21 protein-coding genes are annotated in these 24,615 nt (G+C 65.3%); 9 read left to right on the top strand and 12 right to left on the bottom strand.

The genetic code is table 11. The annotated features are described in order from the left end of the window. From RT551_RS05745 to prmB, 5 genes are all read right to left on the bottom strand, one after another. Nucleotides 1–1,368, bottom strand: a 1,368-nt coding sequence (locus tag RT551_RS05745) for a FimV/HubP family polar landmark protein (protein ID WP_313456336.1), incomplete at its 3' end; no start/stop codon positions are given. Nucleotides 1,369–1,518: 150 nt separating this feature from the next. Continuing rightward, nucleotides 1,519–2,544 (bottom strand): aspartate-semialdehyde dehydrogenase, encoded by a 1,026-nt coding sequence (locus RT551_RS05740; protein ID WP_313456334.1) that lies wholly within the window; start codon nt 2,542–2,544, stop codon nt 1,519–1,521. A gap of 130 nt (nt 2,545–2,674) precedes the next feature. Then, the gene (locus RT551_RS05735) at nt 2,675–3,748 is read right to left on the bottom strand and encodes a D-glycerate dehydrogenase (protein WP_313456331.1); all 1,074 of its coding nucleotides are present in this window, start codon (nt 3,746–3,748) and stop codon (nt 2,675–2,677) included. Further along, nucleotides 3,741–4,844 (bottom strand): chorismate synthase, encoded by a 1,104-nt coding sequence (gene aroC, locus RT551_RS05730; RefSeq protein WP_313456329.1) that lies wholly within the window; start codon nt 4,842–4,844, stop codon nt 3,741–3,743. Before aroC ends, RT551_RS05735 begins: the two co-directional genes overlap by 8 nt. Continuing rightward, entirely contained in the window at nt 4,841–5,770 is a 930-nt protein-coding gene (prmB, locus tag RT551_RS05725) for a 50S ribosomal protein L3 N(5)-glutamine methyltransferase (RefSeq protein WP_125359791.1), read from the bottom strand. The genes aroC and prmB overlap by 4 nt, the downstream gene beginning before the upstream one ends. 133 nt (nt 5,771–5,903) lie before the next feature. On the opposite strand from prmB, the gene RT551_RS05720 reads away from it, so the two are divergent. Both RT551_RS05720 and asd read left to right on the top strand, forming a co-directional pair. Next, entirely contained in the window at nt 5,904–6,554 is a 651-nt protein-coding gene (locus RT551_RS05720) for an SCO family protein (RefSeq protein WP_313456326.1), read from the top strand. Beyond that, the gene (asd, locus tag RT551_RS05715; protein ID WP_313456324.1) at nt 6,551–7,396 is read left to right on the top strand and encodes an archaetidylserine decarboxylase; all 846 of its coding nucleotides are present in this window, start codon (nt 6,551–6,553) and stop codon (nt 7,394–7,396) included. Before RT551_RS05720 ends, asd begins: the two co-directional genes overlap by 4 nt. A 142-nt stretch (nt 7,397–7,538) precedes the next feature. On the opposite strand, the gene RT551_RS05710 is transcribed toward asd, so the two are convergent. After that, nucleotides 7,539–7,901: a ribonuclease E inhibitor RraB gene (locus RT551_RS05710; protein WP_313456321.1), complete on the bottom strand. Its 363-nt coding sequence runs from the start codon at nt 7,899–7,901 to the stop codon at nt 7,539–7,541. A 52-nt stretch (nt 7,902–7,953) separates the two neighbouring features. Then, on the bottom strand, nt 7,954–9,558 hold the full coding sequence (locus RT551_RS05705) for a transglycosylase SLT domain-containing protein (protein WP_313456318.1): 1,605 nt from the start codon (nt 9,556–9,558) through the stop codon (nt 7,954–7,956). A 131-nt stretch (nt 9,559–9,689) separates the two neighbouring features. On the opposite strand from RT551_RS05705, the gene RT551_RS05700 reads away from it, so the two are divergent. After that, nucleotides 9,690–11,195 (top strand): helicase HerA-like domain-containing protein, encoded by a 1,506-nt coding sequence (locus RT551_RS05700; protein WP_313456315.1) that lies wholly within the window; start codon nt 9,690–9,692, stop codon nt 11,193–11,195. Beyond that, entirely contained in the window at nt 11,195–11,698 is a 504-nt protein-coding gene (gene greB, locus RT551_RS05695; protein WP_313456313.1) for a transcription elongation factor GreB, read from the top strand. Before RT551_RS05700 ends, greB begins: the two co-directional genes overlap by 1 nt. A 77-nt stretch (nt 11,699–11,775) precedes the next feature. Here the strand turns inward: greB and RT551_RS05690 are convergent, their stop codons facing one another. Further along, nucleotides 11,776–12,621 (bottom strand): DUF3025 domain-containing protein, encoded by an 846-nt coding sequence (locus RT551_RS05690; RefSeq protein WP_313456312.1) that lies wholly within the window; start codon nt 12,619–12,621, stop codon nt 11,776–11,778. After that, a complete protein-coding gene (gene rimO, locus RT551_RS05685; protein WP_313456310.1) occupies nt 12,618–13,985 on the bottom strand; it encodes a 30S ribosomal protein S12 methylthiotransferase RimO in 1,368 nt (455 codons plus the stop codon). Before rimO ends, RT551_RS05690 begins: the two co-directional genes overlap by 4 nt. Before the next feature lie 217 nt (nt 13,986–14,202). Between rimO and RT551_RS05680 the strand changes: the two genes are divergently transcribed. The 3 genes from RT551_RS05680 to RT551_RS05670 are packed head-to-tail and all read left to right on the top strand — an operon-like array spanning nt 14,203 to nt 15,477. Next, entirely contained in the window at nt 14,203–14,874 is a 672-nt protein-coding gene (locus RT551_RS05680; protein WP_313456308.1) for a dienelactone hydrolase family protein, read from the top strand. Next, nucleotides 14,871–15,293, top strand: coding sequence for an HIT family protein (locus tag RT551_RS05675; RefSeq protein WP_125359781.1), 423 nt, complete (start codon nt 14,871–14,873; stop codon nt 15,291–15,293). Before RT551_RS05680 ends, RT551_RS05675 begins: the two co-directional genes overlap by 4 nt. A gap of 16 nt (nt 15,294–15,309) precedes the next feature. After that, on the top strand, nt 15,310–15,477 hold the full coding sequence (locus RT551_RS05670) for a DUF5668 domain-containing protein (RefSeq protein ID WP_185750090.1): 168 nt from the start codon (nt 15,310–15,312) through the stop codon (nt 15,475–15,477). A gap of 60 nt (nt 15,478–15,537) precedes the next feature. Here the strand turns inward: RT551_RS05670 and dcd are convergent, their stop codons facing one another. Together dcd and apbC are read right to left on the bottom strand one after the other, a co-directional pair. Then, nucleotides 15,538–16,110 carry a dCTP deaminase gene (gene dcd / locus RT551_RS05665; RefSeq protein WP_282295525.1) on the bottom strand — a complete coding sequence of 191 codons (573 nt, stop codon included), beginning with the start codon at nt 16,108–16,110 and terminating at the stop codon, nt 15,538–15,540. A 41-nt stretch (nt 16,111–16,151) separates the two neighbouring features. Then, nucleotides 16,152–17,018, bottom strand: coding sequence for an iron-sulfur cluster carrier protein ApbC (gene apbC, locus RT551_RS05660; protein WP_311192063.1), 867 nt, complete (start codon nt 17,016–17,018; stop codon nt 16,152–16,154). A 533-nt stretch (nt 17,019–17,551) separates the two neighbouring features. Between apbC and RT551_RS05655 the strand changes: the two genes are divergently transcribed. Both RT551_RS05655 and RT551_RS05650 read left to right on the top strand, forming a co-directional pair. After that, a complete protein-coding gene (locus tag RT551_RS05655) occupies nt 17,552–20,524 on the top strand; it encodes a TonB-dependent receptor (RefSeq protein ID WP_313456306.1) in 2,973 nt (990 codons plus the stop codon). Nucleotides 20,525–20,618: 94 nt separating this feature from the next. After that, nucleotides 20,619–22,649, top strand: a complete 2,031-nt coding sequence (locus RT551_RS05650) for a prolyl oligopeptidase family serine peptidase (RefSeq protein WP_313456304.1) — start codon at nt 20,619–20,621, stop codon at nt 22,647–22,649. A gap of 309 nt (nt 22,650–22,958) precedes the next feature. Here the strand turns inward: RT551_RS05650 and RT551_RS05645 are convergent, their stop codons facing one another. Continuing rightward, nucleotides 22,959–24,554: an NAD(P)/FAD-dependent oxidoreductase gene (locus tag RT551_RS05645; RefSeq protein WP_313456302.1), complete on the bottom strand. Its 1,596-nt coding sequence runs from the start codon at nt 24,552–24,554 to the stop codon at nt 22,959–22,961. Nucleotides 24,555–24,615: the final 61 nt, after the last annotated feature.

The raw sequence follows: 24,615 nt of genomic DNA, 5'->3' as shown, positions 1-24,615 counted from the left end.
CGCCAGCGCCCAACCGGCCACCACCACCAGCAGCACGCCCAGCCCCAGCCAGTACCAGCCGCCACCGCCGCCTTCGCGGGCGGCGGGCGCATCGGCCAGTCGCTGCTGGGCCGCGGCGAGGTCGCTGTCCTTCATGCTGATCAGCGCTTCCTGCTGCTTCTGCAGTTTCTCCAGTTCGGCCACGCGGCCGCGCAGCTCCTGGATCTCCGCATCGCGGGTGGCCACGTCTTCCTTGGCCTGCTGCAGTTGTTCGTTGCCCAGCATGTCACCCTCACTGCCGGCAGCAGTGCCGGTGATAGTCCCTGCGTTGTGGTCGGTGGCGGCCACCGCGGGGGCGATTTCCAGTCGCCCGCCGGTGCTTGCCTGCGCGGCCGCCGTTGCTGCGCCCGCTGTGCTGGCTGGCGTGCTGGCTGGCGTGCTGGCCACGCCCGTGGCGGCAGGTTGTGGTATGGCCGAACGGGCCTGACGCCACTGTGCGGTGTGCTCGCGCACCATGGCAGCGGCTTCGGCCGCGTCCACCGGCGTTGCTGATGCAGCATCGGCCGTACGCAGCACCGCGCCCTGCTTGAGCAGGTTCACGTTGCCACGGATGAAGGCTTCGGGATTGGCGCGCAGCAGCGCGATCATTGCCTGGTCACGGCTGAGGCCGCGTTCGCGGGCCAGGCCACCGGCGATTTCCGACAGGGTCTGGCCGCGCTGCACGGTGATGCTGCCATCGGCTGCCACGGCCGGAGCCGGTGCGGGACGCGCTGGAGCAGGTGCACGCGCTGGCGCGGGCGCAGCATTACGTGCTGGCACCGGACTGGTACGCGACGGGATTGCTTCGGCCGGCTGCGATTCGGCGGCCAGTGGCTCGGCCACTGCCGGTGCCGGTTCGGGCTCGCGCACGATGGCGTTGGACATCGCCCCTTCCGGCGCGACGATTTCAGGTTCGGCCACGGCCACCGCACTGTCGGGCGCATCGACCAGTGCGGAATACTCGCGCACCAGACGCCCCTGCCCCCAGTCGGCTTCGATCAGGAAGTTCAGCGACGGCGTGGTGACCGGAGCCTGGCTGCTGACCCGGACCACGGCGCGGCCCTGGGTGTTGCGGGTGAGTTCGAACTGCAGTTCGCTGACCAGACCGGTGGGCCGGTCCAGCCCGACCCGGGCGAAGGTGACCGGCGAAGCCAGCGCCACGCGCAGGTTTTCCAGTTCGGACGGGTCGGCGGAAATGATCGGGATTTCGGCCAGCAGTGGCTGGCCGGGCTTGGACAGCACGCGGATGTCGCCCAGGCCCAGGGCCATGGCCGAGCTGCTGGCCAGGGCCAGCAGCAGGGTGGAAACCACCTTGAGCGGGCGCTTTGCGCCCGGAGCTCGTTTCTTCATGCCGGCAATATAGCGATTCCGGACGATTCCAGCCACGCAGGGCGTGGCTCTACGGCAACGCAAATCGCGGTACGGATGAGACCAGCCACGCACGGCGTGGCTCTACGGCATACCCGTCGTAGGTACCACGCCCTGCGTGGTACGAAACCATCAACGCTCGGCGGCGACCAGCTCGGCCAGCTGCACGGCGTTCAAGGCGGCACCCTTGCGGATGTTGTCCGACACGATCCACAGGTTCAGGCCGCGCGGATGCGACAGGTCTTCACGGATGCGGCCGACGTACACCGCGTCGGTGCCCGACGCGTGCGTGACCGGGGTCGGGTAGCCACCGGCTTCGCGGCGATCCACCACTTCCACGCCCGGCGACTGTTCCAGCAGTTCGCGCGCGGCCTCCGGCGTGACCTTCTCACGGGTTTCAATCGCCACCGCTTCGGAGTGGCCATAGAACACCGGCACGCGCACGGCGGTGGGGTTCACCAGAATGCTGTCGTCGCCGAGGATCTTGCGGGTTTCCCAGACCAGCTTCATTTCTTCCTTGGTGAAGCCGTTGTCCTGGAAGTCGTCGATGTGCGGGATCAGGTTGAAGGCGATCTGCACCGGGAAGCGCTGCGGGTCGATGTCCTGGAAGCTGAGCAGCTGGCCGGTCTGCTTGCCCAGCTCTTCCAGCGCCGAACGGCCACCGCCGGACACCGACTGGTAGGTGGCGACGTTGATGCGCTCGATGCCGTAACGGCGGTGCAGCGGGGCCAGCGCGACCAGCATCTGCATGGTCGAGCAGTTCGGGTTGGCGATGATGCCGCGCGGACGGTTGGCCACCTGTTCCGGATTGACTTCAGAGACCACCAGCGGCACGTCGTCGTCGTAACGGAAGGCCGAGGAGTTGTCGATCACCACCGCACCGGCGGCGGCAAACTTCGGGCCGTATTCCTTGGAGACACTGCCACCTGCGGAGAACAGCGCGATGTCGACGCCCTTCGGATCGAATTCAGCCAGATCCTGGACCTTGATCTTCTGGCCCTGGAACTCGATTTCACCGCCGGCCGAGCGCGACGAGGCGAGCAGGCTCAGGGTGGCGATGGGGAAGTTGCGTTCGGCCAGGATGGACAGCATGGTTTCGCCCACCGCACCGGTGGCACCGACGACGGCGACGTGGAAACGACGATCTGCATTGCTCATGAGAAAAACCTCAAATTAAGGTGTGCCGACCAACGGTCGGCACCTACCGTGTTGGGTGTGCCGACCAACGGTCGGTACCTACCGCATTATTTGGATTGGAAAACGCACAGCGGGCTGGGTTCGGGGAACCTCACGTGTTGGCCGCGGAGGTTCCCAGTCGTTTGTCGTCTTTTTTGCCGCCCACGACAGCGCCGCCGGCTTTCACGGCAGCCACTGCGTCGGCGTTGAGCGCGCTCGGCGGATGATTCGCGTTCGGGCCCTGCCCCAGCGCGGCGGTCAGGTTGTCCACCGCCAGCTGCACCATGGCGCGGCGGGTGGCCTGGCTGGCACTGCCGATATGCGGGGTCAGCACGATGTTGTGCAGCGCCAGCAGTTCCGGGCGCACGGTCGGCTCGCCTTCGAACACGTCCAGACCGGCGGCGGCAAGACGGCCGTGGGCCAGCGCGTCGGCCAGGGCGAGCTCGTCGACGATGCCGCCACGGGCGATGTTCACCAGGGTGGCGGTGGGCTTCATCTTCGCCAGCGCGGCAGCATTGATGATGTGATGCGAGCTGGCGCTGTAGGGCAGCACCAGCACCAGGTGATCGACTTCGGCCAGCAAGGTGTCGAGGTCGACATACTGCGCGCCGACCTCGGCCTCGGTGGCCTCCGGCAGGCGCGAGCGGTTGTGGTACAGCACGCGCATGCCAAAGCCGAGCGCGCCGCGGCGGGCGATGCCCTGGCCGATACGCCCCATGCCGAGGATGCCCAGCGTGCTGCCGTGGATATCGGCACCCAGCATGGTCTGGAACGACCACTGCCCCCACTGCCCGTCACGCAGCCAGCGCTCAGCCTCGGTAACGCGCCGGGCGGTTGCCATCAGCAGCGCAAAGCCGAGGTCGGCCGTGGTTTCGGTGAGGACATCGGGGGTGTTGCTGGCGAGGATGCCGGCCGCGCTGAGCGCATCGATATCCAGATTGTTGTAGCCCACGCCAACGTTGGCGATGGCGCGCAGCTGCGGTGCACCGGCAATTTCAGCGGCACCAATGCGTTCGTTGAGGGTGATCAGCGCGCCATCGACCTGGGCCAGCTGGTCGGCCAGCATGTCGGGGGTATAGCGCGTTACCGCGTCGGTCACGGCCAGGTCGAAATGCTGCCCGAGCTGTTCGATGACATCATCGAACAGCGGCTGGCTGACCCAGACCTTTGGACGCGTGTCAGCCATCGATGCGTCCCGGAATGCGCGGGGTGATCTCGCCGACATCGCCACACTGGGCACGGTGACGCAGCGCCTGGTCCATCAGCACCAGCGCCATCATCGCTTCGGCGATGGGGGTCGCGCGGATGCCGACACAGGGGTCGTGACGACCGGTGGTGATGACGTCCACGGCGGCACCGGTTGCGTCCACCGTCGCGCCGGGCAGGCGCAGGCTGGACGTGGGCTTGAGCACGATCGACGCGGTGACCTGCTGGCCGGTGGAGATGCCGCCGAGGATGCCGCCGGCGTGATTGCTGGCGAAGCCTTCCGGGGTGATCAGGTCACGGTGTTCGGTGCCCTTCTGCGCGGCACTGGCAAAACCGTCGCCAATTTCCACGCCCTTGACCGCGTTGATGCTCATCAGCGCGGCGGCCAGTTCACCATCAAGCTTGCCGTAGATGGGTTCGCCCCAGCCCGGCGGCACGCCGTCGGCCACCACGTTGACGCGCGCGCCGACCGAATCGCCGGATTTGCGCAGCGCATCCATGTAGCTTTCCAGCGCCGGCACCTGCTCGGCCACCGGCCAGAAGAACGGATTGTCTTCCACCGCCGACCAGTCATGGCCGGTAGGGGTGATGTCGCCCAGCTGCGACAGGTAACCGCGCACGGTAACTCCGTACCGCTGCGCCAGCCACTTCTTGGCGATGACGCCAGCGGCCACGCGCATGGTGGTTTCGCGCGCGGACGAGCGACCACCGCCGCGCGGGTCGCGGATGCCGTACTTCTGCCAGTAGCTGTAGTCGGCATGGCCCGGACGGAACTGCTGGGCGATGTTGCTGTAATCCTTGCTGCGCTGGTCGGTGTTGCGGATCAGCAGCGCAATCGGGGTACCGGTGGTGCGGCCTTCATACACGCCCGAGAGGATCTCGACCTCATCGGCCTCGCGGCGCGCCGAGGTGTGCCGGCTCTTGCCGGTGGCACGCCGCTGCAGGTCGTGGGCGAATTCGTCGGCGCTCAGTTCCAGCCCCGGCGGGCAGCCATCGACCACGCAGCCGATCGCCGGACCGTGCGATTCGCCGAAGGTGGTGACCGACAGGAGCTTGCCGAAGGTATTGGAACTCACGGCCGCTGCGCCGCCAGTTCGGTGATGCGGGCGCTGTGGGCGATCAGTTCGCGGCATTCAACCGCGAAGATGCCCATCTGGCCGACCTTGAACTCCACCCAGGCGAAGTCCACTTCCGGCAGCAGCTTGATCAGGTGCTGTTCGGACTCGCCCACTTCGCAGATCAGCAGGCCGTCTTCGCTGAGGTGCAGCGGCGCGTCACGCAGGATCTTCAGCACCAGATCCAGGCCGTCGTCGCCGGCACGCAGGCCCATTTCGGGTTCGTAGGAGTATTCCTGTGGCAGCGCGTCGGTTTCGTCGTTCGTGACGTACGGCGGATTGGTGACGATCAGGTCGTAGTGGCGACCGGTGAGCCCGTTGAACAGGTCCGACTTGAGCAGGGTCACGTTGTGCGCCTGCAGGCGTTCCTTGTTCTCTTCGGCCAGCGACAGTGCGTCATCGCTGAGGTCGACGCCGTCCACTTCCCAGTTCGGGTAGTAGTGACCCATGGCAATCGCGATGCAGCCCGAACCGGTGCACAGGTCCAGCGCGCGATGCACGTCGCGACCGGCCAGCCACGGTTCGAAACCGGACTCGATCAGCTCGGCGATCGGCGAGCGCGGCACCAGCGCGCGGGTGTCGCTCTTGAAGCTCAGGCCCGCAAACCAGGCTTCGCCGGTCAGGTAGGCGGCCGGAATGCGTTCATCGATACGGCGCTGGAACAGCTCCAGCACCTGCAGCTTCTCGTCGCGGGTGACGCGGGCCTGGCCGTAGGCCGGACCGAGGTCGTGCGGCAGGTGCAGGCTGTGCAGGACCAGCTGGGTGGCCTCGTCCAGAGCGTTGTCGTAGCTGTGCCCGAAGGTCAGCCCGGCGGCGTTGAAACGGCTGGTGCCGTAGCGGATCAGGTCGATGATCGTGTGGAGTTCGGCGGCCGTATCGGCAGTCATGGCAAGGCAACAGACAAATTGGCCCCCGATTATAGGCGCTGGACGGGGCGGCGGCATCCGTTGCAGGCGAAACGGCTGGGCGGGGCCGGAGCCCTCCCCTATGATGGTGGGCCACTCCGGGAACGGGTTCTCCATGTTCAACCGCACCACAGGCATCATCCTGATCATCGCGCTGGCCGCCGGGCTGGGCCTGGTGACGGCGCAGAAGGTGTTCGCACCGAAGCCGGCGGCCAACCACCCCGCCACCGAAACCATCACCTTCTACCCGCAGCCGCGCCCGCTGCCGGACTTCAACCTGAGCCAGTCCGACGGCACCCGGCTGATTCCCGGTGAGCTGAAGGGCCACTGGACCCTGGTGTTCCTGGGCTTCACCTTCTGCCCGGACGTCTGCCCGACCACCCTGGCCGACCTGGCCCGGGCCCAGAAAAGCTGGGAGAGCCAGCCGGAAAGCCTACGCCCGCGCGTGGTGTTCATCTCCGTGGACCCCGAGCGCGACACCCCGGCGCGACTGGGCGAGTACGCCCACGCCTTCCACAAGGACACCCTGGCCGCCACCGCCGACGTGCCTTCGCTGGAACGCTTCGCCACCTCGCTGGGCTTCGTCTTCCAGAAGGTGGAAGGCAAGCATTTCGATGAAAACCCCCAGGACTACACCCTGGAGCACTCGGCCAGCCTGGCCGTCCTGGACCCGGACGGCAAGCTGGCCGGCCTGATCCGCCCGCCCTTCCAGGCGCAGGCCATTGCCCGCGACCTGCAGCTGCTGACCGAGAAAACCGCACCATGAGCCTGACCACGAAGCTGACCTACGTCCTGCCGCACCGCCTGCTGTCGTCCATGGCGCGGAGCCTGGCGTATTCCAGCAACCCGAAGATCTCGCGCTGGCTGATCGACACCGTGACCGCGAAATTCGGAGTGAACCTGGCCGAAGCGGCCAATCCGGACCCGCGCAGCTACCCGACCTTCAACCAGTTCTTCACCCGCGCGCTGAAGCCGGGCGCGCGTGTGGCCGATTCGAATCCGCGCAGCCTGCTGATGCCGGCCGACGGCCGCATCAGCCAGCTGGGCCCGATCCAGGACGGGGTGATCTTCCAGGCCAAAGGACAGTCGTTCACCGCCGCGCAGCTGCTGGGTGACGCAGAAGCCGCCGAAGTGTTCCGGCATGGTCTGTTCGCCACGGTGTATCTGTCGCCGAAGGACTACCACCGTGTGCACATGCCGTGGACCGGCACCCTGGTCGAAACCGTGCATGTGCCGGGGCGGTTGTTCAGCGTGGGCCCGGCGGCCGTGAACACGGTGCCGGCGCTGTTCGCCCGCAACGAACGCCTGGTATGCCACTTCGACACCGACTTCGGGCCCATGGTGCAGGTGATGGTGGGCGCGCTGCTGGTGTCTGGCGTGGAAACGGTGTGGAGCGGAGAAGAGATTCCCGCCTATGGCGACCGGATTACCCGCAAGGACTACCGCGGCAAGGGCATTACCCTGGAGCGCTTTGCGGAGATGGCGCGGTTCAATTACGGGTCGACCGTGATCGTGCTGCTGCCGCCGGGGGTGGCGGAGTTTGCGCCGGGGTTGGGCGCGGAACAGGCGGTGCGGTTGGGTGAGGCCTTGGCGACGTTGCGCGGGTGAATCACCCGCATTGATCGTTACGGGCCGTAGAGCCACGCCCTGCGTGGCTTCGCGGTGTCAGATTCGGTCGCAGCCACGCAGGGCGTGGCTCTACGGGGTGTCGATCATGGTCGCAGCCACGCAGGGCGTGGCTCTACGGGAATCAGGCGTCGCCGCCGCCGTGCGCGAACTCGACCGGACCGACATCCATGCCGTCGTAATCCTCGACGCCATTGGCTTCGGCCAGCGCCTGCAGCTCATGATTGCGCTTGTCCAACGACTCGGCGGTGTGGATCTCGATCTTTTCCACATGCAGCACGTGGTAAGGCGCTTCGCCCTCTTCCAGCTCCGGCTCGAACAGCTCGACCACGGTGTAGCCGTCCTTCTCCAGCACATCGGCCAGCCCCTGCAGGGGCTCCGGCGTGGTGTTGACGAAGAAATAGCCCCAGACCAGGTTGCCCTGCAGGTCCCAATCCGTGTTCTCACGGATGTTGGCGAACATCTCGTTGATGGCGGTGATATCCATCGTCATTCCTTAAAAAAGCGCTTCAATGGCGGCGAGACTAACAGGTTCCGGGTTACTTCCCGCATCCCTGCAGTTTCAGGGACTGCCCCTGCCGCAGTGCATACGCCGGTGCCTTGAGCCCGTTGGCCCGGGCCAGTTCGCGCAGATCACAGCTGTACTTGTCCGAGATCCGGCCCAGGGTGTCGCCCTTGCCGACCTTCACGCTGCGCACCGGCTTGGGCTTGGGCTTGGCGGCCACGGCCACCGGCGCGGTAGGCGCAGTGGCGGCCGCAGCGGCCTCCACACCGGCCACCGGCACCACGCTGCCCACCGCCACGTTGCCGGTGTAGCTGGCCGCATTCGGGCGCACGATGGCGGCATTGAGGTCGGCGGTGATCAGAGTGCGCGCCAGGTCGGCGCGCGGGCCGGACACACAGTAGCGGTTGTACAGGCCGGCGATGCGGGTGGTGGCGTTGATGATCGTGCCGGCCGGAATCCAGCCGTCCGCCTCATAGCGCGGGTTGAGGTTGCGCAGCACGCGCATGTAGCCATCGCGGGTGCCGGCGCTGCCCAGGCAGATGGTCAGTTCGTAGATGGAGGTGGACTTGGCAAGGCGCAGGGTAGCCGGCTGCGCACTGATCTTCGGGAACTCCACCCCATACTGCTGCGGGTGCAGGTAGATCCAGGCGGCGGCGATCACCATCGGCACGTAGTCCTTGGTTTCGGCCGGGAACTGGTTGTACACGCTGTCCACCCAGAAGCCCTGCCCCGGATTCTGCCGGTACACGCGCAAGGACCGGCCTTCACCGCCGTTGTAGCCGGCCAGCGACAGCTCGACGCTGTTGTTGAGCTCGCGCATGCGCTCGTTGAGATAGGTGGCGCTGGCCTCGGCCGCACTGCGCGCATCGAAGCGGGTGTCAAACCCGGTGCCGTCCGGCCCCAGGCCGAAGCGGCGGCCGGTGGCCGGCATGAACTGCATCAGGCCCGCTGCACCTGCGCGCGAGCTGGCGTGCACGCGGCCGTTGGATTCCTTGGCCATGATGCCGAACAGCAGGGCCTCGGGCAGGCCGCGCTTTTCCCATTCGGGCCACATCACCGAGCGCAGGTTCTGGTAGTTCTCGTAACTGGTCAGCAGCGCCGGGCGCATGTCGGTCAGCCAGCGGCGAATGCCGGCCTGCACGGCGGGGTTGTACTCCACCATGTTGTCGAAGGCATGCCGCTTGTCGTTGAGTAGCGCAGCGGCGCGGGCCGCCTCGGGCACGTCGGCGGCCAGCGGGCCGATGTGGTCGGGGTCGGCCTCCAGCAGCGCCGGGCCGCTGCCGGCGATTTCCTGTTCTTCCTCATTGCCGGCGTCGGCGTTGCTCTTCAGCAGACGCTTGTATGTGGTCAGCAGGTTGCTCACCTGGCAGCCCTTCTGCGCCACGCAGTCGCTGACCACGTCCTCCATGTCTTCCAGCGCCGCATCGCTTTCGTTGCGACCCTTGGGGTCGGCGTTGGCGACCAGCACCTGGGCGTCGGCATAGCGCTTCTCGGCGGCGCTCATGCGCTGCTCGAGCGCCTCGATCTTGACCTTGTCGCGCGCGGAGACGCGCTGGGCCTGCGCCTGCGGCGCAACGGTGAGCAGAGCAGCCAATGCCAGCAGCGGCCAACCACGGACAAACAGGACAGGAACGGGCATCTTTGGCACTGTGAACGAATGAGCAGGCAGAGTAGCCGCGCGGCTTGCATCGGGGCAACCCGGTCACGCGCCAGCCCCCTTCCGGCGTTTAGAATTTCCCCATTCACCTGCCCGACCACAGCGAGTTGACCATGGACCCGATCCTGCTTGGCAAAGGCGTCACCGACGATATCGCCGTTACCCTGCAACCCGCACTGGGCAACCGCCATGGGCTGGTGGCCGGAGCCACCGGCACCGGCAAGACGGTCACCCTGATGACCCTCGCCGAAGGCTTTTCACGGATCGGGGTGCCGGTGTTCCTGGCCGATGTGAAGGGCGATGTCTCCGGCCTGGCCGTGCCCGGTGCCGGCGGCGAGAAGCTGCTGCAGCGCGCGCAGGAGATCGGGGTGAGCGACTACGCCCCGGCCGGCAGCCCGGCAATCTTCTGGGACCTGTACGGCAAGCTGGGCCACCCGGTGCGCACCACCGTCAGCGAGATGGGCCCGACCCCGCTGGCGCGCATCCTGGAACTCAACGACACCCAGGCCGGCGTGCTGGACATCGTGTTCAAGCTGGCCGACGACCGCGGCCTGCTGCTGCTCGACCTGGATGACCTGCGTGCCCTGCTTGGCCTGGTCGCCGATGAGCGCAAGGACATCTCCACCGAGTACGGACTGGTCAGCGCGCAGACCGTGGCGGCGATCCAGCGCGCCCTGTTGCGTCTGTCGCAGGACGGCGGCGAGTCGTTCTTCGGCGAGCCGGCGCTGGAGCTGGCCGACCTGATGCGGGTCAACCACGATGGGCGCGGGGTGATCGGCATCCTGGCCGCCGACCAGCTGGTGCTGAAGCCGCGGCTTTACTCCACCTTCCTGCTGTGGCTGCTGTCGGAACTGTTTGAAACGCTGCCGGAAGTGGGTGACCTGGAGAAGCCGAAGCTGGTCTTCATCTTCGACGAGGCCCACCTGCTGTTCGACGACGCCCCGCCCGCGCTGGTGCAGCGCATCGAGCAGGTGGTGCGGCTGATCCGCTCCAAGGGCGTGGGCGTGTATTTCTGCTCGCAGTTCCCGGATGACGTGCCCGCCAACATCCTCGGCCAGCTTGGCAATCGGGTGCAGCACGCGCTGCGCGCGTTCACCCCGCGCGACCAGAAGGCGGTGAAGATCGCCGCAGAGACCTTCGTGCCGAATCCTAAACTGGATGTGGTGGCGACCCTGTCGCAGCTGGGCACCGGTGAGGCGCTGGTATCGACCCTGCAGGACAAGGGTATTCCCTCTCCCGTGCAGCAGACCCGGATCGCGCCGCCGCGCTGCCGCATGGGTGCGATCACCGAAGCCGAGCGTGCACAGGTGCGTGCCGGCAGCCCGGTGGGTACCCGCTATGACACGGGAGTAAACCGCGAGTCGGCCGCCGAGCTGCTCGCCCAGCGCGCGGAGAAAGCCGTGCAGCAGGCCGACGCGCCCAAGGCGCGCACGCGCGAGCAGGATGACGCACAGGACGGTGGCTTCGGACAGTCGATCAAGGACGCGATCTTCGGCACCAAGCGCCGCCAGGGCATGATCGAAACCATGGCCAAGCAGACCACCCGCACGGTCGGCACCAAGCTGGGCAACCAAATCGTGCGCGGCATTCTGGGCAGCATTTTCGGTGGCAAGCGCTGATGTCGCGTTGGCGTCCACCCGGCGAGAAGAGTACGGCGCTGATCACCGCGCACGGGCATCAGCGCCTGAAGAGCGAGCTGGATGCGCTGTGGCGGGTGAAGCGGCCGGAAGTGGTAAAGGCCTTGGCCGCCGCCGCCGCCGAGGGCGACCGTTCGGAGAATGCCGAGTACACCTATCGCAAGAAGCAGCTGGGCGAGATTGATCGACGGGTGCGTTACCTGACCAAGCGCTTGGAGTCGCTGCGGGTGGTGGATACCGTGCCGACCGATCCGCAGGCGGTGTTCTTCGGGGCCTGGGTGGAGCTGGAGAACGTCGACAGCGGGGATACCAGCCGCTATCGCATCGTCGGGCCGGATGAAACCGATGCCGGAGCCGGCTGGATCAGCATTGATTCGCCGCTGGCGCGGGCGCTGTTGAAGAAGCGCGTGGACGATGAATTCGAGGTGGAGCTACCGAGCGGTCGCACCGGGTTTGCGATTCTTGCGGTGGAGTATTCTGCGTAACCGGTTGACGCGATGACACGCATGGCGTGTCACTACGACCCTTGGTCGCTCGAACCCGTAGTGACACGCCATGCGTGTCAACCGCGCGCAGCGCGGCCTCGCAGCGCCCCGGGATACTCCCGCCCCTCACGCAACGACCGGAAATACTCCGCATCCGCATAAAACCCCGCATCCTGCCGCGCCCACCATCCGGGAACGCCCATCAACGGCAACGGCCTCAACTCCAGCGGATCGCACAGCACGCGCCCATCCTCCACGGCTTTCGCTACTACAGCCACCGCCTGGTCGTCCTCATCCCCCTGCACGACCAGACACTTTCCCACCAGCAATCGCTCCGGCAACAGCGCCTGCTCCATCAGCGCATGACCAAACACAGCGGCGATGGCGATCTTTCCGTCGCGCCACGCGTCAGCCAGCGTGACAAACAACGTGTGCCAGTCGTGGACATCCCACGCCTGCAGCAAGGCGGGATCGGTCACACGAACCACCACGCCACTTTCGTCGAACTGGGTCAGCGCGGCCTGCGCGCGGTTGCGCTGATGCCCGCCCTGCCCCTCCATATGCCGGCACTGCTGCGCATTGAGCGCCCGCTTGAGCGCCGGATAGCGCGCCCAGACCAACGCATTGAACAGGTCGTGCCAGTTGTCCGCACGGGTGGCAACTGCACCGAGTGCAATGCGCGTTTCGTAATGCAGGCCGTCCGCCAGCAGCGCCTCGGTCTGTTCGACCAGGCGCTTGCCGTCCAATGCCAGTCGCTGATCCAGCTGAGACACAGACGGCCACTCAAAGCCTGTCAGCAGATCCCGGAAATCGGCGATCTGCGCGAACAAAGGGTGGTCAAACGTGGCCGCGGCCACTTCTGCACGCAGCGGCGCAACGAACCGGCGGCGCACGCCACCGGCATCGGCCGCTGCTGTGGTCACAGCACCTTGAGGTCGAGCAGCTTGCGCGCCGGGCTTTCCTCGATCAGCGCGTCGCCGTAGAGATCGTGTTCGTCACTTTCGGTGATCTCGACGTTGACGAACTGACCCACCTGCAGGCGTGCGTCATCGGCATTCTGGATATGCACCAGACCATCGATCTCCGGCGCGTCGGCCTTGGAGCGCGCCACGGCGATGCCGTCTTCAATGGCATCGACCAGGCACTGCTGCACGGTACCGATCTTGGCCTCCAGGCGCGCGGCGGAGATTTCCGCCTGACGGGCCATGAAGCGGGCCAGGCGCTCCTGCTTGACCTCGTCCGGCACCGCGCCGGGCAGATCGTTGGCGGTGGCACCGGTCACCGGCGAGTAGGCAAAGGCACCGACACGGTCCAGCTGCGCTTCATCCAGGAACGACAGCAGCTCTTCGAACTCGGCCTCGGTTTCACCCGGGAAGCCGACGATGAAGGTCGAGCGCACGGTGATGTCCGGGCACAGCTGGCGCCAGCGCTGCACGCGCTCTAGGGTCTTGTCGACCGCACCCGGCCGCTTCATCAGCTTCAGGATGCGCGGGCTGGCGTGCTGGAACGGAATGTCCAGGTACGGCAGGATCCGATTCTCGGCCATCAGCGGCACCACGTCGTCCACGTGCGGGTACGGATACACGTAGTGCATGCGGGTCCAGGCATCCAGTTCGGACAGGCCTTCGCACAGCGACTTCATCCGGGTCTGATAGGCCTTGTCACGCCACATCCGCTCGGCGTACTTCACATCCACGCCGTAGGCCGAGGTGTCCTGCGACACCACCAGCAGCTCCTTCACGCCACCGCGCACCAGCCGCTCGGCTTCGCGCAGCACCTCGTCCACCGGGCGCGAGACCAGCTTACCGCGCATCGAAGGAATGATGCAGAAGCTGCAATGGTGGTTACAGCCTTCGGAAATCTTCAGGTAGGCGTAGTGCCGCGGGGTCAGCTTGATACCGTAATCCGGGACCAGGTCCACGAACGGGTCATGCTTCGGCGGCAGCGCGGCGTGCACCGCCTCCATCACGCTCTGGTAGTCCTGCGGGCCAGACACCGCCAGCACGTCCGGGTAGGCCTTGCGGATTTCCTCGGGGCGCTTGCCCAGGCAGCCGGTGACGATCACCTTGCCGTTCTCGTTCATCGCCTCGCCAATGGCGTCCAGCGACTCGGTCACGGCCGAATCAATGAAGCCACAGGTGTTGACCACGACCACGTCGGCCGAGTCATAGGACGGCACGATGTCGTAGCCCTCGGCCCGCAACTGGGTGAGGATGCGCTCGGAATCGACAAGGGCCTTCGGGCAGCCAAGGCTGACGAAGCCGACTTTGGGGTTCAGCTGGGACATGGATCGCGGGACTCTGGGGGCCTGGGCCGCTGCCGGGAGGGCAGGCAGACCTGGGGGCCGGGGCCTGAAAGGCGGCCAGTATACCGACCCAGCACGCGCAGCCATGAACAGGATGACAGGCAAAGCGAAGATTCCGGCCAGATCGCGCATGCCCGCTGACACCCTGCTAACCGATCAACCGCCGATAATGAACACCTGAACCATCAGGAGTACGGCAATGGGTGAGTGGGTCACGCTGGATACGCATTACGGTCCCGTCCGGGCCTGGCAGGCGCTGCCGGAGGGCAAGCCGCGCGGGGGGCTGGTGGTCATCCAGGAGATTTTCGGAGCCAACCCGCATATCCGCGAGGTGGCCGAAGGATTTGCTGAGCAGGGCTACGCGGTGCTGGCCCCGTCGTTCTTCGACCTGGTCGATGGCCCGGAGGCCGATCCCGACGCCCTGCCCTACGACCCGGACGGGGTGAAGCAGGGCCTGGAGCGGGTCAATGCGCTCGGAGTGGAGAAGGCGCTGGAGATCGTCCGCGCGGCGGCCTCGAAGCTGGCACCGGCGGGCAAGGTTGGTACCGTCGGCTATTGCTGGGGCGGCAGCATTGCGCTGTTATCCGCGTTGCGCCTGGGCCTGCCCTCGGTCAGCTATTACGGTGCCCGCAACGTCCAGTTCCTGGATGAGACACCCAAGGCACCGGTCATGTTCCACTTCGGCGCGCAGGACAAGAGCATCCCGCCGGAGGCCGTGCAGGCGCACCGCGAGAAGCTGCCGCAGATGGCCACCTACGTATACCCGGCCGACCATGCCTTCAACCGGAGCGTCGGACACGCGTATGATCCAGACAGCGCCGCCCTGGCGCTGCAACGCACCCTTGACTTCTTTTCGGAGCATCTTGGATGAGCGAGTTTGAACTGGATTCCCGCCTGGCCACCGACAGTGTGCTGGTAGACGAAGGCCCGTTGTCGCAAGTGCGGTTGATGAATGATGAGCGGTACCCGTGGTTGATCCTGGTACCGCGCCTGGCGGATATCACCGAGTGGATCGAACTGGACGGCGAGCAGCAGGACAAGCTGCGCACCGAGTTGAACCGGGCCTGCAAAGCGCTCAAGGGCACCGATGGGGTCGAAAAGATCAACATCGGCTCGCTCGGCAACATCGTGCGCCAGCTGCATTTCCATGTGATCGGCCGCCACCAGGGCGACCCGGCCTGGCCCGCGCCGGTCTGGGGCCATGGGCAGGCGCACCGGTTCGACCCGGATGTGCTGACCGAACGTGTCGCGTACTGGAAGGAACGGCTAGGATATTCGCCCCAGCCCTGAGTCCAGACCGAATCCCATGCGTTTCAATCTTGTCGCTGCCATCCTGTTGATCCTGATCGGCCTGTTCATGCTGGCCAGCAACCTGGGCTGGACCCAGTTGAACCTGTCCCGGCTGTTCCTGACCTGGTGGCCGGTGGGCCTGGTGGCCGTGGGGGTGGCGATGTTGTTCGGTCGCGGGAAGTAAACCCGCGGACATGAAAAATGCCGGCCCCTGGGCCGGCATTTTTGTTTTGCGTGGTGCCGATCAGGTGCGTGGCAGGGTGACGCCGGTCTGGCCCTGGTACTTGCCACCGCGGTCCTTGTACGAGGTTTCGCAGATGTCATCCGGGGCGGCCTGGAAGAACAGCATCTGCGCCACGCCTTCGTTGGCATAGATGCGCGCCGGCAGCGGCGTGGTGTTGCTGAATTCCAAAGTCACGTGCCCTTCCCACTCCGGCTCCAGCGGGGTCACGTTGACGATGATCCCGCAGCGCGCATAGGTACTCTTGCCCAGGCACACCACCAGGGTGTCGCGCGGAATGCGGAAATACTCGACGGTGCGCGCCAGCGCGAAGCTGTTCGGCGGAATGATGCATTCGTCAGCGGTAATGTCGACAAAGCTGCCGCTGTCGAAATGCTTCGGGTCGACAATGGTGGAGTTGATGTTGGTGAACACCTTGAACTCGCGCGAGCAGCGCACGTCATAGCCGTAGCTGGACGTGCCGTAGCTGACGATGCGCTGGCCGTTGGCCTGCTTGACCTGGCCGGGTTCGAACGGCTCGATCATGCCGTGCTGTTCGGACATGCGGCGGATCCAGCGGTCACTCTTGATGCTCATCGGGGGGTCCTGGGTGCGTTAAGGCAAGAATTCTAAGCGGATCAGAGCAGCTGGGACAAAATGGGAATGCTGGCGCGCGGGCGCTTGCCCATTTCCTCGACCAGCCGCTCTGCAGCGGCCAGATAGGCCTTGGCCGCCGGCGATTCCGGCGCAGCGGCCACGATCGGCGTGCCCACATCGCCCTGCTCGCGGATGCCGATGTCCAGCGGCAGCGAACCCAGCAGCGGCACGCCGTACTGCGCGGCCATGCGCTGGCCACCGCCGTCACCGAACAGGTGCTCGACCTGGCCGCAGTTGCTGCAGGTGTGCACCGCCATGTTCTCTACGATGCCCAGCACCGGCACCTCGACCTTCTCGAACATCTTCAGTGCCTTCTTCGCATCCAGCGTGGCGATGTCCTGCGGGGTGGTGACGATGACCGCGCCGGCCAGCGGGATCTTCTGGGTCAGGGTCAGCTGGATGTCGCCGGTGCCCGGCGGCAGGTCGATCAGCAGGTAGTCCAGGTCATCCCACAGGGTGTCGTTGAAGAACTGGGTCATGGCCGAAGTCGCCATCGGACCGCGCCAGATCATCGGGGTTTCGTCCTCGATCAGGTAGCCGATCGACATGGTTTCCACGCCGAACGCGCGCAGCGGTTCGATGGACTTGTTGTCCGGGCTTTCCGGGCGACCGCTCAGGCCCAGCATGGTCGGCACGCTGGGGCCGTAGATGTCGGCATCCAGCAGCCCCACGCGCGCGCCCAGCTTGGCCAGGGCGACCGCCAGATTCACCGCCGTGGTCGACTTGCCGACCCCGCCCTTGCCCGAGCCCACCGCGATCACGTTGCGGACGCGCGGATGCGGGCTGAGACCCTTCTGCACCTGGCTGGCATGGGGACGTCGAGAGGGGCTGGCACTCACTGCGGGCACTCCGGAAAAGCAGAACGGGAAAGCCCGCCACTATACAGGGCCGCCCACCCTGGCCCTGCCGCCAGCGACCCGTTGCGCGTGGAACGCGGCAATCCAAGTTGCGCATTCAGCGGCCACGCGGGCACCCAGCTCTGCGCGGCGATGTCCCGCATTGTCCGACGGCTGTCCCGGGCGTCAATTCCGGCCTGCAACGCAGCACAGGCGCGCGACCGGCCACCCCTGAAAGCGTGCATACGTCACAGTTTGGATTTTGATCGTTCCAATGGAAACCATCGTTTTAAGTAGTTACATCAATGCCTTACATGGCAAATGAGAACGAAAGATTGCCCTTGCCAATCTTGTCTTTATGACTTCTTGATGAACAGTTGACAGGCCGCGTTAAGCCTGTGTTAACTTCAAGTCATCAGCTCGTAAAGCTGGTGATGCAGGGGGGGCAAAGCAACGCCAACACCTGATCCGAGGGCACACGGAGACGCCTGCTGGTCGATGTCGCCGGTGTTTTACGCAAACGTTCGTTCCAAGGGGATCCATTCATGATCAATCGCAAGTCGCTCAGCCGTAACCCGCTGAGCTTCGCCCTGGCCACCGCCATGGTGTTCGCCGCTTCGGCACCCGTGTTCGCCCAGGACAGCACCTCGACCCAGACGGCTGAAGAGGCCGCCAAGGCCAAAGAAGCAACGACGTTCGACACCGTGACCGTCACCGGTTCGCGCATCAGCAAGGACACCTTCAACTCGGTGTCGCCGGTGCAGGTGGTGACCCGTGAAGAAACGTTACTTTCCGGCTTCAACTCGACCACCGCTGCACTGCAGAGCACCGCCGTGACTGCCGGTTCGTCACAGATCAACAATGCGTACGGCGGCTACGTGACCGACGGCGGCCCGGGTGCCAACACCCTCGGCCTGCGTGGCCTGGGTCCGACCCGTACCCTGATCCTGATGAACGGCCGTCGCGTGTCGCCGGCCGGTGCGCGTGGCGCAGTCGGTTCGACCGACCTCAACGTGCTACCCAACGCCATCGTCGACCGTGTGGAAATCCTGAAGGACGGTGCATCGTCCATTTACGGTTCCGACGCGGTGGCCGGCGTCATCAACATCATCACCAAGAACAAGGTTGACGGCGTCACCATTGAAGCCCAGCACAATGCGACCGACGGCGGCGGCGGTGACGAGCGCCGTTACTCGCTGGTGTTCGGCAGCACCGGTGAACGTTCGCACTTCTCCGGTTCGTACGAGTACTACACCCGTAACGACCTGACCCTGCGCGATCGCGATTGGACCCGTTGCGCCACCGACAAGTACCGCGACATCGAAGTGGGCGACTACTGGGGCAGCGGCGACTTCATCGACCCGCTGACCGGCAAGTCCAAGTGCTACACGCTTGATGCCGGCGGCGTCACCATCAACACCATCGGCACCAACACCCGTACCGGCGTTGCCGCGCCGGGCGGCGCAGGTACCCGCTTCAACCGCTGGCGTCCGAACTCGGCAATCACCACCGGGCTGGTTGGCTACGAGGGCGTGGACAGCTATACCCGCGATACCTTCGACGACGCGATGCTGAACCAGTCGCTGATCTCGCCGGCCAAGACCCACACCCTGTACTTCCAGGGCGGCTTCGACATCGGCGTCATGGGCGACGCCGAGCTCTACTACGAGTTCCTGGGCAACAAGCGCAAATCGACCCAGACCGGCTACCGCCAGCTGTCGCTGGACTACGCGGTGGGCAACCCGCTCATCCCGGCCAACCTGCGTGACAGCGTGGCCGGTCCGGCCACCAACCTCACCAATGGTCAGCCGATGGGCGTGCGCGCCTTCATTGGCTTCGGCAACGACGAGAGCAAGCAGACCGTCGACTTCCTGCGTTTCAACGCCGGCCTGCGCGGTCACCTGGGCTCGGAATGGAACTATGACTTCAACGTCATGCATTCCCGCAGCGATGCTGACTACACCTTCCAGAGCTTCCTGACCAGCCGACTGGCGCAGAGCCTGGACGTGGTCTCCGACGGTGCGGGCGGTTTCGTCTGCCGTGACGCTTCCAACGGCTGCATCGCGGCTCCGGCGCTGAACAACGCCACCATCGGCGGCCGCCTGCCGCAGGACTGGAAGAACTGGGTGTTCGTGCCGGTCACCGGCAACACGCTCTACAAGGAAACCACGGTCAACTTCAACGTCAACGGCCCGCTGTTTGACATGCCGTATGGCTCGGCCGGTGGTGCGTTCGGTGTTGAGTACCGCAAGGCCAGCATCAACGACAAGCCGTCCCAGTACTCGATTGACCAGGACCTGTTCAACCTGACCGCCTCGGCCCCGACCAAGGGCGACGACTCGGTGTTCGAAGCCTACGGCGAACTGGAACTGCCGCTGCTGTCCGGCGTCACCGCCGCCGAAGAGCTGACCGTCAACCTGTCCGGCCGCTACACCGACTACAAGTCCTACGGTTCCGACCAGACCTACAAGATCGGCGGCCTGTGGACCCCGGTGAAGTGGCTGTCGTTCCGTGCGTCTTACGGCACCTCGTACCGCGCGCCGGCACTGTTCGAACAGTACCAGGGTGCCACCACCGGCTTCCTCGGTCAGACCGCTGACCCCTGCGACAGCTACGGCGAAGCCCAGCCCAACTCGATGCGCTACATCAACTGCGCCTCGCAGGGCTTCGACCCGGACTTCATCCAGACCAGTGGCGTGACCGTGTACACCCAGGGTGGCGCAGAAACCGGTCTGGAAGCAGAAACCTCCAAGGCCAAGACCGTCGGCCTGGTGCTGCAGCCGGACTTCGGCAGCTTCGGCGACCTGTCCTTCGCCGCCGACTACTTCGACATCAAGATCGAAAACGGCGTGCGTGATGCGGGTGGTGCGGCGATCCTGACCAACTGCTACAACAGTTCGGCCGCCGACTTCGCTGCCGGCAATGGTGTCTGCCGTCTGATCTCGCGCAACCCGGACACCAACGCGCTGACCGTGACCAACGGCTTCATCAACGTCTCCACCGAAAAGGTGCGCGGCCTGGACTTCACCCTGCGTTATGTGAAGGACATCGGTCCGGGCGAACTGCGCTCGACCATCCAGGTCACCCATTACCTGGAACAGACCGACCAGCTGTTCCCGGAAGACCCGAAGGTGGACTCCGTGGGCATGATCCGTACGCCGCAGAACACCGGCACGCTGGACCTGGCCTACAAGTGGAAGAACTGGCAGGTTCGCTACGGTCTGGACTGGATCGACGAAACCGACAGCTACGCTTACTACGAGGAGCGCAACCCGGGCCTGTTCGACCCGGCTGACTCGTCCTACAAGCTGTACACCCCGAACTACATCGTGCAGGCTTTCTCGGTCCAGTACGATGCCGACAAGTGGTCGGTCACGGCCGGCGTGCGCAACCTCGCCGACAAGGATCCGCCGACCATCTCGCAGGGCGTGTACAACACCGTGGGCAATGCACCGCTGTACAGTGGCTATGACTACTTCGGTCGCAGCTACTTTGCCAACGTGACCTACTCGTTCTGATAGTGTTTCGCGAGCCGCCGCCCTTCGGGGCGGCGGTTTCGTTTCTGGAACCGGCGCACCCGGTTCTGGTCCGCTCCATGCAAACAGGTGATCAATGAAACGGATTCTGCTGCTGGCCGCAATGGCCGGCATTTCGCCCCTGCTCCACGCCAAGCCTGCGGTACCCACCATCGAGCAGCTGGCGGCCTTCCCTGCGCTTTCGAGCCTTTCACTCTCTCCCGACGGCAAACACATCGCCGGCCTGCGTGCCAATGGCGAAGAACGGGTCATCGTGGTGTGGGACACCAACGCCCTGGAAAAGGCCCCGACCCAGATCGGCGCGGGCCGCATGAAGTTCCAGAGCGTCCAGTTCATCAAGGACGGCCTGCTGGCCGTCACCCTGTGGCAGCCCTATGACCTGCGCACTGACCGACTCAACAAGACCTTCATCAGCAAGTTCCTGATCACGGATATCGAAGGCAAGGAGTGGAAGGAGCCCATTTCGCCGCCGCGCGCCACCAGCCGCAACGAGGAACTGGAACAGGCGCTGTCCAATGCCAGCGTGCTGGACACCCTGCCCAACGACCCGGACCACATTCTGGTCGTCAATGGCAGTGGCAGCAATTCTGGCGACGTGTACAAGGTCAACCTGCGCAGCTTCACTTCCCAGCGTATCCAGAAGACCGAGGAGCGCGTCGCTGGCTACCTGACCGACCTCAACAGTGAACTGCGTGCGCGTCTGCGCCAGGACGTGGATGGCACCGGTGCCTACATCTCCACGGAGTTCCGCAACCCGGCCACCAACGCCTGGGAAGAGCACTTCCGGTCTTACGTGAAGGATCGCGACATCAGCCAGGTGGTGGGCTTTGCCGATGACCCTAACATCGCCTTCGTGCAGAGCAACGTCGGGCGCGACAAGACACTCATCTACGAATACGACATCAGTGCCCGCAAGCAGAAGGAAGTGCTGTTCGAGCACAAGTTCTTCAATGCAGGCTCGGTGTATATCAATCGCTACAAGGGCGTCGACGGGGTTCCATTCGGCGCGCTGCTCGGCGTGGGCTACAGCGGGCCGCGTGCGAACGAGATTGAATGGACCCACCCTGCCCTCAAGGGGCTGCAGCAGGGCGTGCGCCAGGCACTGGGTATCCAGGCCAGTGAACTGACCCTGGTCGATCCAGCTACCGGGCAGCACGCCACGACTCAAGCCGATGCCGGCAAGTCAGTGCGGGTGACCGACTACAGCAAGGACATGAAGACCTTCCTGCTGACCGTCTCCGGACCCGCCACAGCCCCGGAGTACTACCTGTTCAACAACGGCAAGCTCGGCCTGCTGGCCAAGTCGTACCCGCAGATCGACTCCGCTGCGCTGGGAACCACCAAGCTGGTGTACTACAAGGCCCGCGACGGCCTGGACATTCCAGCGTTCCTGACCACCCCGAACACCGAGCTTTGCGGTGCCGGCCCGTGGAAGGCAGTCGTTCATCCGCATGGTGGACCGTGGGGTCGTGACGGCATGGACTTCGACGGTTCCATGTGGGTGCCGCTGATGGCCTCGCGCTGCATGGCGGTGCTGCGCCCACAGTTCCGTGGTTCGGCGGACTGGAGCCGCAAGCTGTGGATGGCCGGCGATGCCGAGTGGGGCCAGAAGATGCAGGATGACAAGGATGATGGTGCCAAGTGGATGATCGATCAGAAGATCGCCCAGCCCGGCCATATCGCCATGTTCGGTTTCTCTTACGGTGGCTATTCGGCGTTCGCTGCTTCAGTGCGTCCGAATGGACTGTACAAGTGCGCTATTGCCGGTGCCGGTGTGTCGGACATCAAGAAGATCTGGGCGCGGTTCTACACCAACCCGTTCTTCCGCCAGGCTCAGGCGAAGACCGTAGATGGACTGAATCCGCTGGACAAGGCGGGTGAGATGAAGATCCCGCTGATGGTGTATCACGGTGATCGCGACCGTACTGTGCCGATCGAACAGTCGGAGTGGTTTGTGGCCAAAGCGAAGAGTTCGGGCCAGCCAGTGGAGTACCACGCCATTGCCGACTACGCGCATGGGCCGGCCTGGACACGGGCGATCATGGGGGATCAGCTGAGGCTGATTGATGATTACCTCACCAAGGGGTGTGGTGGCGGCGGGTTGTAATCAACCGGGACGGTGGCACGCCTTACGCGCGTGCCACCGCGTAAAGCCACGCCCTGCGTGGCTGCTTTTCGTTCCGACATCATGAACATTTGACACACGATTTCGATCATTTCTAAACGCCGGCCACGGCGTGAAGACGTTCAATGATCGGTCTTCGGATGCTTGTGCCGCGCTGCGCGCGGGTACCACGCAGGGCGTGGTACCTACGAATTGTTACGTGCGCAGGACGATGGCGTTGTTCGCCGGGCGCGCGCCCGGCGGGACCCCGGATACATCGCGTAGGGACGCGCCATGCGCGTCCACACCGCCTCAATCGGCCAGGATCACCCGCGCTGCGTTATGCCCGGGGGCTCCGGTGACACCGCCGCCTGGGTGCGTGCCCGAACCGCACAGATACAACCCCGGCAGCGCGCCGCGATAGTCCGCCTGCCCCAGCATCGGCCGGGCACTGAACAGCTGGTTGAGGCTGAGCGCGCCATGGAAAATGTCGCCGCCGATCAGTCCGAACGTGCGTTCCAGATCCAGCGGGCTCAACACCTGCCGTCCCAGCACCAACTGGCTGAAACCGGGTGCGTGCTGCTCCACCGTGGCGATCATCAAGTCCGCCACCTCGTCACGATGATCGTCCCAGCTGCGCCCGCCTGACAGCACCGGTGCGACGTGCTGGCAGAACAGGCTGGCGACATGCTGTCCGGGCGGAGCCAGCGAATCGTCCAGCGTGCTGGGAATCAGCATTTCCACAATTGGTGCACACGACCAGCCATGTTCGCGTGCATCGCTGTACGCACGATCCATGTACGCCAGCGTGGGCGCAATGATGATGCCGGCGGTGAGATGGTCGCCAGCGCCTGGCAGCACGGTGAAATCCGGCAGCGCCGACAGGGCGACGTTCATCCGGAAGGTGCCGGACGCGCAGCGCCAGTTGGCCATGCGCTCGCGCGTGGCCGCAGGAACCTGTTCGGGTGCCAGCAACTGTTCGTAAAGCAGCTTCGGATTTACATTGGCGACCACCGCGCGTGCACGGATCACCTCGCCGCCCTTGGTTTCCACTCCCACCGCACGTCCCTGCTCCACCAGCACCCGCAGCACGCCCGCATCCGTCTGGATCTGCGCACCCGCAGCCTCAGCCGCACGCGCCATCGCCTGGGTGATCGCGCCCATGCCGCCAATGGCGTGACCCCATGCCCCTTTCACGCCGTTGCTTTCGCCGAAGGCGTGATGCAGCAGCACATAGGCGGTGCCCGGCGCATGCGGACTGGCGTAGTTGCCGACGATGCCGTCGAACCCGAACAGTGCCTTGATCGGTTCACTTTCAAACCAGCGATCCAGGTACTCCGAGGCGGAGATGGTGAACAGGTCCAGCAGCTCCTGCCGCAGCGCCGGTTCCAGGCCGTGCAGGCGGCGACCGAGCTGCCCTGCTCGCCACAGCGCGGGCAGCTGCCGCAGCCAACTGCCCTCGCCCACGTTGGGCGGTGCCTGCAGCGCGGTATCCCGCAGCACATCGGCAAACGCCTCCAGGCGCTGCTCGAACAACGGCAGCCGGGCGGCATCACGCGCGGAGAAACGCGCGACCTCTGCCTGGGTGCAACCAGGCCCCGCCAGCAGATAATCACCCTCCAGCGGCAGGAAGTTGTTGATCCGGCGCGGCACCACCCGCAACCCATGCGCGGCCAGGTCCAGGTCGGCGATCACCTTGGGCTGCAGCAGCGACACCGTATAAGACGCGACCGAATTGCGGAAACCGGGGTGGAACTCCTCGGTGACCGCCGCGCCACCGACCACGCTGCGGCGCTCAAGCACCAATACGCGTTTTCCAGCCCGGGCCAGATAGGCCGCACAGACCAGACCGTTGTGCCCGCCGCCGATGATGACCGCGTCCCACACACCCGTAGTGGCTTTGCTCATTGTGGCTGTATACACCGCCCGGGCCGCGCCTGTCGCCCCGCCCGGCGCGTTCACATAGCAC

The sequence above is a fragment of the Stenotrophomonas sp. genome, assembly GCF_032103445.1.
Taxonomy (GTDB): domain Bacteria; phylum Pseudomonadota; class Gammaproteobacteria; order Xanthomonadales; family Xanthomonadaceae; genus Stenotrophomonas.
The sequence above is the reverse complement of the archived record's forward strand: the minus strand, read 5'-3'. Positions and strand labels throughout refer to the sequence as shown.